Below are 11759 nucleotides of genomic sequence, written 5' to 3'. Positions count from 1 at the left end.
TGACTGGAGTGGCCCGCGCAGTGCCCCGTACCGACCCTCTTCCCCCCGTGCCGACGGCGCCGGCGGCCGAACCCGCACCCTCGGTGCCCTCGCCGCTGATCAGGGCGTTCCCCACCGCGCCGCCGCCGCCGGAACCGCCCGCCGAGCGCGGTTCCGGCGCGCCGTCGGAGACCGGGCCCGCCCCGTCGGGCGCGGAGCCCGGAGGGACCGGCGCGTCGGCGGTCGAGAGCGACGCCGAGGCCGCCCGCCGGGCCGCCCGGGCACCAGGCCGGCGTGAGCAGCGTTACCAGGAGACACGGGCGCGGATCGTCGACGCCGCCGCCGACCTGTTCGCCGACCGGGGCTTCGACGCGGTCAGCGTGGTCGAGATCGCCAAGCGTGCGGGCGTGGTGGAGAAGACCGTCTTCAACCACTTCCCGATGAAGGAGGGGCTCGTCTTCGACGCCGACCCGCCGATGCGCGAAGCGCTGCTCGACGCGGTGCGCACGCGTCCGTCCGGCGAGTCGGTGTCCGCGGCGGCGGGCAGTTTCGTCGTCGCCGCCGTGGGTCTGCTCGGGGCGCCGGAGGCGGCCGAGGGCGTGGCCCGCATGGCCCGGGTCATCCGCGGCAGCCGCACGCTGCAGGTCCGGGAGCGGGAGATCCTCGGTGAGCTGACCGACGCGCTGGCCGGGTTGATCGCCGAGGAGACGCGCGCGTGGCCGGGGCAGGTCGAGCCGTGGCTCGCCGCGCACGCCGTCCTGGGCCTCTACGCCTCGCTGCTCGAACTGGCGCGCGACCGGGTGCTGGCCGGGGTGACCGGACCGGAGCTCTCCGGCGAGCTGCGCCGCCAGGGCCGCCGCGGGCTGGCGCTCCTCCAGTTCGGCCTCGCCGGCTACGCCAAGCGGAGGTAGTCACCCGCCGAGGGCGGACCCGGAGGGTCCCCCTCGGCGGTGACTGGAGCCGCCCTGCGAGGCGGCCCGACGAGTGGGGCCCGGAGGGCTCCCCGAGGAGGGCCGGGACACGCTCAACGGAGGTGGGGTACGGCTCCTGGCCGCGGTGTGATCCGGAGGATCACGGAATGATCCGCCAGATCACGGGGTGATCTGGAGCGAGTTCAGCAGCTGGTCGGCGCGGTCGCCGGGGACGTCGGGGTTCCGGGTGAACAGCGCGACCGCGACCATGTACTCGTCGTCCCCTGCCCAGCCACGACCCTCGGCGCAGAGCCGGCGGATGTGGTCGCGGACCTTCGGCTCGCTGCTATAGGCGCCGTAGTCCAGCCCCATCGCCAGGAAGTTCGCCACCCGGTAGCCGGCGTCCTGGGCGGTGCGCACGGTGGTGACCGGGTCGGAGTAGCTGGCGACGGCGGCGATGACGTTGTCGTAGCCGGCCTTGAGCAGCTGCAGGACCAGGTCGTTGCCGTGCACGCCGCCCCACAGCTCGGGCATGAGGATGTCGTGGTCGGGCGCGGGGATGTAGGGCGGGTTGGAGATCACGGTGGCGATCTGCGGCCCGCCGGAGGCGTCGGCCTGGTCGAAGAAATCGCCGAGCTCGACGGTGTACCGGTCGGCCACGCCGCGGGCGGTGATGTTCGCGCGGGCCTTCTCGACCGACGGTGCGCTGATGTCGAAGCCGCGCACCCGCAGCCCCGGAAGGCTCGCCACGACGTCGGAGATGACAGTGGCGTCACCGCTCCCCAGCTCGACGACGCCGTCGCGCTCCCAGCCGAGCTGGGCGCGGTACTGCTCGAGCAGCATGCAGACGGAGAACCCGTAGTGCGCCGATTCGTCGGCCGAGGAGAAGCAGGTCACCGACCGGTCCTACCCCGCCGTTCGGTCGTGCACGCCCGAATCACCCGACCGGGCACGCAGCGTTCATCCACGCGCCTCCGCGGCGACGGCGAGCAGCTCCCGGGCGTGGGCCTGCCCGGTGTCGCTGTCGGCCAGGCCGGAGAGCATCCGGGCGAGCTCGCGCACCCGGTCGTCGTCCGCGACCGCACGGATGTCGGTGGCGGTGACGCCGGCGCCGGTGTCCGGGGACTTGTCGACGACGAGGTGGGTGTCGGCGAAGGCGGCCACCTGCGCCAGGTGGGTGACCACGACGACCTGGTGCGAGCGGGCCAGCTGCGCCAGCCGCCGGCCGATCTCCCCCGCGGCCTGTCCGCCGACGCCGGCGTCGACCTCGTCGAAGACCATGACCGGGACGGGATCGGCGCCGGCGAAGACGACCTCGATGGCGAGCATGACGCGGGACAGCTCACCGCCCGAGGCGCCCTTCTGCACCGGGCGGGCGGGCGCGCCGGGGTGCGCGGCCAGCAGCAGGGCGACCTGGTCCAGGCCGTCGGGACCGGGCTCGTCCGGGTCGCTCTCGACGGAGAAGGAGACGCGGGCGCTCTTCATGGCCAGCCCGGCGAGTTCGCGGCCCACCTCGGCGGCGAACCCCTCGGCGGCCGACCGGCGGCCGGCGGAGATCTCGGCGCCCAGGGAGTCGACCTCCGCGCGTGCCGCGTCCCGCTCGGCGGCGAGTGCGTCCAGTGCCTCGTCGGAGACGTCGAGCTCGGCCAGCCGCCGCTGGGCGTTTCCCGCCCACGCCAGCACGCCGGCCACGCCCTCCCCTGGCTCCGCGTACTTGCGCACGAGGCCGGTGAGCAGCGCGCGTCGGTCCATCACCTCGGCCAGGCGCGCGGGGTCGGCGTCGAGATCGGCGACGTAGCCGGCCAGCTGGGCCGAGACGTCGGACACGACGGCGACGGCGTCCGCGAGGTCCTGGGCGAGCAGCACCAGGGTCGGATCGTCGGACGCGGCGAGCGCGCGCTCGGCGATGGACAGGGCGGCCGTGGCGTCCTGCGGCACCTCTCCCCCGCCGAGATCGCCGGTCACGTCACCGACCAGGGCCATGCGCGCCTCGTCGGCCGCCTCGCGCAGTGCGTCGGCGTCGCTGAGCCGCTTCACCTGGGCGGCGAGCGCCTCGTCCTCCCCCGGCTCCGGCCCGGCAGCCTCGATCTCCTCGAGCCCGTGCCGGAGCACGTCGGCGGCCTGGGCCAGCTCGCGGGCCTGGGTGCGGCGGCGGTCGAGCTCGGCGGCCGCGGTCCGCCAGCGGTCGTGGGCCGCGCGGTAGCGGTCCAGGAGCGCGAGGTGCGCCGGTCCGGCGTAGCGGTCCAGTGCCCGGCGCTGCTCGGCCGGGCGGGACAGCCGCAGCTGGTCGGTCTGCCCGTGCACGGCGAGCAGGCTGTCGGCCAGCTCGGAGACCACGCCGACCGGCACGCTGCGCCCGCCGAGGAACGCCCGGGACCGGCCCTCGGCGCTCACGGTGCGGGCGAGGATGAGGCTGCCGTCGTCGTCGGGGTCGGCGCCGGCGTCAGCCGCCCGCTGCCACACCGGGGAGTCGGGTGGCAGGGCCAGCCGGCCCTCGACCCCGGCACGCCCGTTCGCCCGGACGCGTCCCGGGTCGGCTCGCCCGCCGAAGAGCAGGGTCAGCCCGGTGACGACCATCGTCTTGCCGGCGCCGGTCTCACCGGTGACGACGGTCAGGCCGGGGCCGAACTCGAGCGTGACGTCGTCGATCGCCCCGAGCCCGCGGATCCGCAGCTCCGTCAGCCGGCCTGGGCCCGTTCCGTCGGCAGCGGCCGCGGAAGCGGCGCGCTCAGGCGTCGTCGTGCGCACCGGCACCGGCCGCCTCCCCTCCGGCGACGACCTCGCCGTCCCCCGTGACGACGTCTCGGGTGAGGACGTTCCGGCGGGTGCTCAGCTCGTGGCCGGGCCCGGCGTGGCGGGCATCGCGGAAGCCGCGCACCGGCAACCCGAACTTGGCCACCAGTCGGTCGCCGAAGGTGGCGGCGTGGACGCGGGCGATCCGCACCGGGCGGGAGGCCTTGCGGACGTCGACCCGGCCACCGTCGGGGACGTCGACCATCCGGCGTCCGTCCGCCGAGACGCGGGCCCGGTTGCCGTCCGCGGGGATGGAGACGGTGAGCACCGAGTCCGGCGAGGTGACCAGGGGGCGCGCGAACAGCGCGTGGGCGTTGGTGGGCACGAGGAGCAACGCGTCGACTTCCGGCCAGACCACCGGGCCACCGGCGGAGAAGGCGTACGCGGTCGAGCCGGTGGGCGTGGCGCAGAGGACGCCGTCGCAGCCGAAGCTGGTCAGCGGCCGGCCGTCGATGGAGATGACGACGTCCAGCACCCGCGAACGCTCGGCCTTCTCGATCGACACCTCGTTGAGCGCCCAGGTCCCGCCGGTCACCGAACCGCCGGCGTCGACGACGTCGACCTCGATGGCGAGCCGCTCCTCGACCGAGTACTCGCACCGCTCGATGGCCTGCAGCGTCTCCTCGACGGCCTCGGGTTCGGTTTCGGCGAGGAAGCCCACCCGGCCCAGGTTGACGCCCATGAGCGCGGCATCGGTGTACCGGGCCAGCTCGGCGGCGCGCAGGAAGGTGCCGTCGCCGCCGAAGACCATGACGATCTCGGTGTCGAGAGCGGACTCGGCGTCGGCCGGCACCAGCTCCGCGCCCGGGATGTCCAGGTCGCGGGCCTCGTCCTCGAGCAGGCGCACGATGATGCCGCCGTCCTGCAACCGCGCCGCCGAGCTGCGGGCCAGCGCGACGATGTCCCGCCGGCCGGTGTGCACGGTCAGCAGCACGCGCCGTGGCTGGGAGGCGGCAACGCCCTCCGTGGTCGGACTCACTGCGGTCCCTCCTGGACTGCTCGTCGGACGTCGTCCTCCTGCACCGGCGCCGCGTCCCGGCGCAGCCAGAGGAAGAACTCCACGTTCCCGGCGGGGCCGGGCAACGGGCTGGCCACCACCCCGGCGGTCCCCCACCCGAGCGCCGCCGCGGCGGTCGCGACCTGCAGGACCGACTGCACCCGGTGCTCGGGGTCGCGCACGACCCCACCGGCGCCGAGCCGCTCGCGGCCCACCTCGAACTGAGGCTTCACCATCGGCAGCAGATCTGCCTCCGGGGCCGCGCAGCCGGTGAGCGCCGGCAGCACCAGCCGCAGCGAGATGAACGACAGGTCGGCCACGACCAGGTCGACCGGCCCGCCGATGGCCTCGGGGGTGAGCGAACGGACGTTGGTGCGCTCGTGCACGCTCACCCGGTCGTCGGTGCGCAGCGACCAGGCGAGCTCGCCGTAGCCCACGTCGACGGCCACCACCCCCGCCGCGCCACGGCGCAGCAGCACCTCCGTGAAGCCGCCGGTCGAGGCGCCGGCATCCAGGGCCCGGCGACCCTCGACCGCGACGGGGAACGCCTCCAGGGCGCCCAGCAACTTGTGCGCCCCCCGGGAGACCCAGCTCGGCTGCTCCGGGTCGGTGCGGACGATCACCGGATCGCCGGCGTCCACGCCGGTGGCCGGCTTGGTCGCGGCGCGCCCGGAGACGGCGACCCGCCCCTCGGCGATGAGAGCGACCGCGTGCTCGCGGGACCGGGCCAGGCCCCGGCGCACCAGCTCGGCATCGAGCCTGCGGCGGGCCATCAGAGCTGGTCGATCGTGCCGAGCTCGCGCTGGAGCCGGCCGTGCTCGGCCTCGTAGACGGCCACGTGCTCGGCGACGGGGCGCTGGTCGAGCTCGGCGAACGGGTCCTCCGCGGCAGGTTCCGCGTGCTCCCCGGAAGGGATCGGCCGGGCGGACTCCGGGGAGCCGTGCGGGCCGGGCGTGTGGCGCGGCGGACCGGGCACGGGTCGCTGCGGGTGCGGTTCGGTCATCGTTCCCGCCTCTCGCGTGCTGGGTGGTGGTGCCGGCGATCGTCGAACGCGGACGCTCGTGCGCCGGGGTGCCGGTCCCGCGCCGCTCCGGTGCGCCGCCGAGGTTACCGGTCACCGAAGACGGGGCACCGGCGCAACGGAGGGCAGGCGTTACCGTCTGGCGCCCGGTACGTACCGACGTCGGCAGGAGAGCACCCGCGTGGCCACGATCGATCAGTGCCTCACCGCCCTCCGGGGCATCCTCGGCGACCTCGCCTCCAACCCGGCGGCCGCCGGGCTGGACCGCAGCCTGTCCTGCCGGCTGACGGACCTGGACCAGGTGGTGATGGGCCGGCTGAGCTCCGGCGCGGTCCACGACCTGGAGGTGCTGCCGGACGGACCGCAGGTCCCCCGCGCCGACATCCGCCTCACCATGACCAGCGACGACCTCGTGGCCCTGACCGCCGGCGAGCTGTCCTTCGCATCCGCATGGGCCGCCGGGCGGGTCAAGCTCGAGGCCGGGCTGCGGGACATGCTCCGGCTGCGCAAGCTGCTCTGACCGTCGGCTCCGGCTAGCCGGTCCCCAGCCCCCAGCCGTCGAGGACTGCCGCGGCGCCGGCGTCGTCGGCCAGCACCCGGGCTGCCGCGCCGTCATCGGGGTGGCGGGTCCAGTGGGCCACGCACAGCGCCCGGAGCCCGTCGAGGCCGTCGGACGCCCCGTGCCCGGATGGCCGCTCCCCGTCCGGGAGCTGAGCCAGCCGCAGGGCGCCGGCCTCCGCCGGCCGGGCCTCCCAGGCGCCGCACCGCCATCCCGTCGCGGTGCTGAGGACCGCCGGGTGGATGGCGAGCAGGCCGGACGCGTCGGGCGCCAGGTGGTCGGGCCGGTGTCCGGGGACGGCGGCGAGCAGCGTGCCGGGATCGGTGACCCCGGACAGCACGAGCAGGCTGGCCGCGTCCGCCCGCCGGGCGCCCTCGATGTCCGTGTCGAGCCGGTCGCCGACGACCAGCGGCCGGCGGGCGCCCGTCCGGCGCACGCACTCGGCATGCATCGCCGGGTCCGGTTTGCCGGTGACGAGCGGCTCCCGGCCGGTCACCGCGCTCACCACGCCCACCATCGCGCCGTTTCCCGGTAGCGGCCCGCGCGGCGAGGGGATGGTGGCGTCGGTGTTCGTGGCGACGTGCCGGGCACCGCTGCGCACCGCGACGACGGCCTCGGCGAGCTGCGCCCAGCCGACCTCCCGGCCGTAGCCCTGGACGACGGCCTCCGGTCGTTCCTCGGCCTGCTCGACGACGGTGAGTCCCGCGGCCCGCAGCGCCGCCGCGACCCCGGGGCCGCCGACGGGGAGAACGCGAGCGCCCGGGCCCAGGAGTTCGGCGACGACGGTGGCCGCGGCCTGGGAGCTGGTGATCACGTCGGCGGGATCGGCGGGGACGCCCAGTTCGGTCAGGTGCGCGGCGACCTCCTCCGGGGTGCGGGCGGCGTTGTTGGTGACGTAGCCCAGGCGCATGCCCGACCGCCGCACGTCGCCGAGGGCCTGCGGAACGCCCGGCACGGCGTCGGGTCCGACGTACACGACACCGTCCAGGTCCAGCAGCGCGACGTCGTGCTCGGCGGCGAGCGGACCGCCCGAACCCGCCGCCAGGGATGGGGTGCCGGTCATCGGTGTCCTCCTGCTGCTGGTCCTCGCATCGCGCTGACGGCGCGGCACGGCGACGCTCCTACGATCTGGTCGTGCCCTCGTCGCCGGCGGACCGCCGCCCGTCCGATCATGCGACAGGTCTCGAGGTGCGGCCTTTCCGCGCCCTCACCTACGCGTCGCCCGATCCGGCGTACCTGGCCCGCGTGAGCTCGCCGGCCTACGACCTGGTGACCACGGAGGGACGGGAGCGCCTCGCGGGCTCCGATCCGCACAACATCGTCCGGCTCATCCTGCCGCAGGCCGACGCCCCGGGTGCGGGCGCGCTGCCGGCCGCGGTTGGCGCCCCGCCCTCCTGGGCCACCCAGGCCGCCCGCACCCTCCGGGCCTGGGAGGACGACGGGGTCCTGGTGCGGGACGAGACGCCGGCGGTCTGGGCCTACGAGCTGCAACCACCGGGCGAGCCGGCCACCGCGGGCTGGCTGGCAGCCGTCGGCATCCCCGCACCTGGTTCGTCCGCCGTCCTCCCCCACGAGGACACCTTCCCCGTGGCCGTCGAGGGCCGCCGTTCGCTGCTGGCGGCGACCCGTACCGACCTCGAGCCGATCGTCCTGGCCCACGACGCGGACCCCGACGTGGCCGCGCTCACCGACCGCGCGCTGCAGGCCACCCCGACGCTGGAACTCCTCGACGACGACGACGTACGCCACCGGCTCTGGCGGGTCACCGAGCCGGCGGTCATCACCGGGCTCGCCGACGCGCTCCGGCGCACCGGCGCCGTGATCGCCGACGGTCATCACCGGTTCGCCGCCGCGCGGGCCCACCAGCGCACCGACCCCGGGTGCACCGGCTGCGACGCCGTGCTCGCGCTCGTGACGCCCATGGGCCCCGGCGGCCTGCGCGTGGCCGCGATCCACCGGGTGCTGCCCGACCTCGACCTGGACGACGCCGCCGCGGCCGCGGCGCGCGGCTTCGCCGTCTCGGACGTCCCCGTGCCCGCCGGCTCGACCGCCGAGGCGGCGCTCACCGCGGCGGTACGCACCTGGTCGAGCCGCCCGGGGGGCTCCGGCTACCTGATCAGCGACGGCCGCCGGCTGATCCACCTGGACGACCCGGCGCCCTCGGTCCAGGCCCGGGTGCCCTCGGAGGCGCCCGACGCCTGGCGCCGTCTCGACGTCGTCCTGGCCCACCGGGGACTCATCGAGGGGCTGTGGGACCGGCCGGACCGACCGGACAGCGTGCTGATCGCCCACACCGTCGAGGAGGCGCTGCGGACCGCCACCGAGCGCGCGGGGGTCGCGCTGCTGCTGCGCCCACCGTCGCCGGCCGATGTCGCCGCCGTCGCCCGGGCGGGAGCTCGGATGCCCCGGAAGTCGACCCTGTTCCTCCCCAAGCCCCGGACCGGGCTGGTCCTGCGCCCGCTCGCGGACTGACCCCCTCACGCAGTGCGCTCGGTGGCCGGGGTGCTGGCGCGGGGCACCTTGCGCCCCCGCCGGCAGTTCACCTCGCACACCGACGCCGTGCCCGACCCGGTACGCCAGAACCTCCGCTGCAGGGCTCCCTCGATCTCCACGACGTCCCCCGGCTGCCAGGCCGCCACACGCCGCTGCAGCGACCGGTCGTAGGTGATGCAGCTGAGCACGTCGACCGACTGACCGCGGGCCCGGAGTTCGGGCCGGCGCACCACCAGCCGGAAGCTCACCAGGGTGTCGCCGCTGGGCAGAGTGCGGATCTCTGCCGGGGCGGACAGCCGTCCCCGTAGCACCACGTCGTTCCGGTCGATCACAGCCACGCTCATGAACCGAGCCTGGTGCGACGACCGCCCCCGGCACAGGGGCGGTCGTCATCTGTGGAACCAGGTGGGGGGTGTGGACGAGCTACTCCCCCGGTGTCAGGGGGTCGTGCTCTCCGAACCGTCACCCGCCGGTCGCTCGTCCTCGGACGGCGCACCGTCCCCGGCGCCCGCCTCGGTCTCGCCGAGCAGTTCGGCCACCTCGGCCTCGACCTCGTCCTGGAAGGAGCGTCCTGCGGTCGGGAAGTCAGCGCCGTGGACGTCCGGTCCGTCCGCGCCCGAACTCTCGAACTCCGCTTCGATCGCAGCCTCGAGGGACTCGGCGTCGTCGAGCTCCGCGTCCTCGTCGTCGGGGTCCCCGGCCTCGTCGTCGGGCACTGCTGCCGCGTCGTCGGGCACCGCGGCCGCGTCGTCGGGCACCGTGCCCTCGTCGCCGATCTCCCCGTCGACCTCCTCGATCTCGGTGAACTCGACCGAGTCGGCCAGCGCCTCGGCGTCGAGGGCGGTGACGGCGTCGTGCCACTCCTGCGCCAGCGCCAGCTCGCCCTGTGCGTGCAGCAGGTCCGCGTAGGCCGCCGCGAAGCGGAGCCGGATCTCGTCCCCCTCCACCAGCGAGTCCGGCGTGGAGCGGCCGCCGAGCCCGGCTTCGAGGAGCAGCCTGGCTGCGGCGTCCTCACCGAGGTCGCGGCGCGCACCGGCCTCGACGAGCCGCAGCTCGGCCAGCTCCTCCTCGTCCGGGGACTCGGCCAGAGCCTCGGCGACGAGACGCAGGGCGACCTCCGGCCGACCGAGCGCGCGCTCGCAGTCCGCGAGGACGGCCCGGTAGGCGTGGTCGCCGCTCATGCGACGGTAGGCGCGCAGCTCGCGCGCCGCCTCGGCATAGTCGCCGGCGTGGTAGGCCGCGACGCCGACTGCCTCGCGCACGACGGCCACGCGGGACGCACGGTCACGAGCCGCCCGCGCATGGGCCAGCGCGGTCTGCGGGTCCTCGTCGACCAGCGTGCCGGCGGCGACCAGGTGGCTGGCGACCTTGTCCACGCCGCGTGAGTCGAGCCCACGCAGGGCCGCGCGGACGGCCGGGTCGAGGTCGCGCGGGTCGGCCCAGTCCGGGATCTCAGGGCCGGGGGGCAGGGGCGGACGGCGGTCCGTCCGGTCGTCGGTCCGCGGGCTCCGGTCGGGGCCACCGCGTCGTCCGTCCGTCGGCCGGCGGTCACGCCAACTGCCCGCACCGCCGGAGTCCGGCGTGCCGGTGCCGGAGCGCTGCGGGCGGTCGCTGGAGGGGCGACGGTCCTGCCAGCCGCCACCCTGCGGGCGATCCCGCTGGGGGCGGTCACCCTGCGGACGGTCGCTGGAGGGACGACGCTCCTGCCAGCCGCCACCCTGCGGGCGATCCCGCTGGGGGCGGTCACCCTGCGGACGGTCGCTTGAGGGACGACGGTCCTGCCAGCCACCACCCTGGGGGCGGTCACGCTGGGGTCGGTCGCCGGAGGGGCGGCGGTCCTGCCAGCCACCACCCTCGGGACGGTTTCGCTGCGGACGGTCACCCTGCGGGCGGTCACGCTGGGGCCGGTCACTGGAGGGGCGGCGGTCCTGCCAGCCACCACCCTGCGGGCGGTCACGCTGCGGACGGTCACGCTGCGGACGGTCACCCTGCGGGCGGTCACGCTGGGGCCGGTCACTGGAAGGGCGGCGGTCCTGCCAGCCACCACCCTGCGGACGGTCACCCTGCGGACGGTCACGCTCGGGTCGGTCGCTGGAGGGACGGCGGTCCTGCCAGCCACCACCCTGGGGGCGGTCACGCTGGGGTCGATCGCCGGAGGGGCGGCGGTCCTGCCAGCCACCACCCTGCGGGCGGTCACGCTGCGGACGGTCGCCGGAGGGCCGGCGGTCCTGCCAGCCGCCCTGGGAGCGGTCCCGCTGCGGGCGGTCGCTGGAGGGCCGACGGTCCTGCCAATTTCCACCCTGGGGACGGTCCCGCTGCGGGCGATCACCCTGCGGACGGTCGCCGGAGGGCCGACGGTCCTGCCAGCCACCACCCTGCGGACGGTCCCGCTGGGGTCGGTCCCCGGAGGGACGACGGTCCTGCCACCCGCCCCGATCGTCACGTGACGAGCCGCCCGCACCAGAGGTGCGATCAGCGGGGCGCCCACGCTGACCCGATGGCCCCCCGCCGGCCGACGTGCGCCGCGGTCCTGCGCCCGACCTGTCGTTGCCTCGCTCGGCGAAGTACCGGGCATCTCTGTCGCTCTGCGGCCGCGGCTGACGGTCACCCTCAGCGGGACGACCCCGCCCACCGGCAACGTTCCGAGCAACGCCGGGCCGGCCCGAAGCACCAGCGGGCCGCTGAGCGCGGGCCCCTGGTCGTCCGGATCCTGGCTGTGCACGGCCGGAGGAACCGCGCGGGCCGTCTGAACCGCGTCGCGGAGTAGTCATGTTCGAGGTACCTCATCGAATAGCGGCACACTCGGCGGAGCCGACGAGTGCTGAACAACGGACAACGCGAACGGGGGCCAGAGCGCGTGGCTCTGACCCCCGTTCGGTAATAGTTGTCCGGCGGCGTCCTACTCTCCCACCCCGTCTCCAGGGCAGTACCATCGGCGCTGAGAGGCTTAGCTTCCGGGTTCGGAATGAGACCGGGCGTTTCCCTCTCGCCATGACCGCCGTAACT

The 11759-nt window shown here is 75.6% G+C and carries 11 protein-coding genes and 1 rRNA gene; 3 read left to right on the top strand and 9 right to left on the bottom strand.

The annotated features are described in order from the left end of the window. The first annotated feature begins 47 nt into the window (after positions 1–47). Positions 48–890 carry a TetR/AcrR family transcriptional regulator gene (locus ACI793_RS18940; protein WP_456607928.1) on the top strand — a complete coding sequence of 281 codons (843 nt, stop codon included), beginning with the start codon at positions 48–50 and terminating at the stop codon, positions 888–890. A 180-nt stretch (positions 891–1070) separates the two neighbouring features. Here ACI793_RS18940 and ACI793_RS18935 read toward each other — a convergent pair whose 3' ends face one another. The 5 genes from ACI793_RS18935 to ACI793_RS18915 form a co-directional block, all read right to left on the bottom strand. Then, a complete protein-coding gene (locus ACI793_RS18935) occupies positions 1071–1787 on the bottom strand; it encodes a methyltransferase (protein ID WP_456607927.1) in 717 nt (238 codons plus the stop codon). Positions 1788–1850: 63 nt separating this feature from the next. Continuing rightward, entirely contained in the window at positions 1851–3644 is a 1794-nt protein-coding gene (recN, locus tag ACI793_RS18930; protein WP_456607926.1) for a DNA repair protein RecN, read from the bottom strand. Beyond that, positions 3619–4662 (bottom strand): NAD kinase, encoded by a 1044-nt coding sequence (locus tag ACI793_RS18925; RefSeq protein ID WP_456607925.1) that lies wholly within the window; start codon positions 4660–4662, stop codon positions 3619–3621. The genes recN and ACI793_RS18925 overlap by 26 nt, the downstream gene beginning before the upstream one ends. Continuing rightward, entirely contained in the window at positions 4659–5453 is a 795-nt protein-coding gene (locus tag ACI793_RS18920; protein ID WP_456607924.1) for a TlyA family RNA methyltransferase, read from the bottom strand. The genes ACI793_RS18925 and ACI793_RS18920 overlap by 4 nt, the downstream gene beginning before the upstream one ends. Further along, on the bottom strand, positions 5453–5683 hold the full coding sequence (locus ACI793_RS18915; protein ID WP_456607923.1) for a hypothetical protein: 231 nt from the start codon (positions 5681–5683) through the stop codon (positions 5453–5455). Before ACI793_RS18915 ends, ACI793_RS18920 begins: the two co-directional genes overlap by 1 nt. A 199-nt stretch (positions 5684–5882) precedes the next feature. Here ACI793_RS18915 and ACI793_RS18910 point away from each other — a divergent pair, with 199 nt between their 5' ends. Next, positions 5883–6221: an alkyl sulfatase C-terminal domain-containing protein gene (locus ACI793_RS18910; protein WP_456607922.1), complete on the top strand. Its 339-nt coding sequence runs from the start codon at positions 5883–5885 to the stop codon at positions 6219–6221. A 13-nt stretch (positions 6222–6234) separates the two neighbouring features. Here ACI793_RS18910 and ACI793_RS18905 read toward each other — a convergent pair whose 3' ends face one another. Next, entirely contained in the window at positions 6235–7323 is a 1089-nt protein-coding gene (locus ACI793_RS18905) for an HAD-IIA family hydrolase (protein ID WP_456607921.1), read from the bottom strand. 125 nt (positions 7324–7448) lie between these two features. Between ACI793_RS18905 and ACI793_RS18900 the strand changes: the two genes are divergently transcribed. Further along, the gene (locus ACI793_RS18900) at positions 7449–8732 is read left to right on the top strand and encodes a DUF1015 domain-containing protein (RefSeq protein ID WP_456607920.1); all 1284 of its coding nucleotides are present in this window, start codon (positions 7449–7451) and stop codon (positions 8730–8732) included. A 5-nt stretch (positions 8733–8737) separates the two neighbouring features. Here ACI793_RS18900 and ACI793_RS18895 read toward each other — a convergent pair whose 3' ends face one another. The 3 genes from ACI793_RS18895 to rrf all read right to left on the bottom strand — a co-directional run bounded on the left by ACI793_RS18895 (position 8738) and on the right by rrf (position 11756). Next, positions 8738–9097 (bottom strand): single-stranded DNA-binding protein, encoded by a 360-nt coding sequence (locus ACI793_RS18895; RefSeq protein ID WP_456607919.1) that lies wholly within the window; start codon positions 9095–9097, stop codon positions 8738–8740. Positions 9098–9190: 93 nt separating this feature from the next. Beyond that, positions 9191–10129: a tetratricopeptide repeat protein gene (locus ACI793_RS18890; protein WP_456607918.1), complete on the bottom strand. Its 939-nt coding sequence runs from the start codon at positions 10127–10129 to the stop codon at positions 9191–9193. Between the two features lie 1510 nt (positions 10130–11639). Then, a 5S ribosomal RNA gene (gene rrf / locus ACI793_RS18885) occupies positions 11640–11756 on the bottom strand. Between the last annotated feature and the right edge of the window lie 3 nt (positions 11757–11759).

The sequence above is a fragment of the Blastococcus sp. SYSU DS0617 genome (assembly GCF_054051075.1).
This window is presented reverse-complemented; position numbering and strand designations above follow the sequence as displayed.

What these genes read in the sequence shown, in the direction of transcription:
- ACI793_RS18905 (WP_456607921.1), bottom strand. Translation starts at nt 7,323, where the DNA reads ATGACCGGCACCCCATCCCTGGCGGCGGGTTCGGGCGGTCCGCTCGCC.
- ACI793_RS18895 (WP_456607919.1), bottom strand. Translation starts at nt 9,097, where the DNA reads ATGAGCGTGGCTGTGATCGACCGGAACGACGTGGTGCTACGGGGACGG.
- ACI793_RS18915 (WP_456607923.1), bottom strand. Translation starts at nt 5,683, where the DNA reads ATGACCGAACCGCACCCGCAGCGACCCGTGCCCGGTCCGCCGCGCCAC.
- ACI793_RS18920 (WP_456607924.1), bottom strand. Translation starts at nt 5,453, where the DNA reads ATGGCCCGCCGCAGGCTCGATGCCGAGCTGGTGCGCCGGGGCCTGGCC.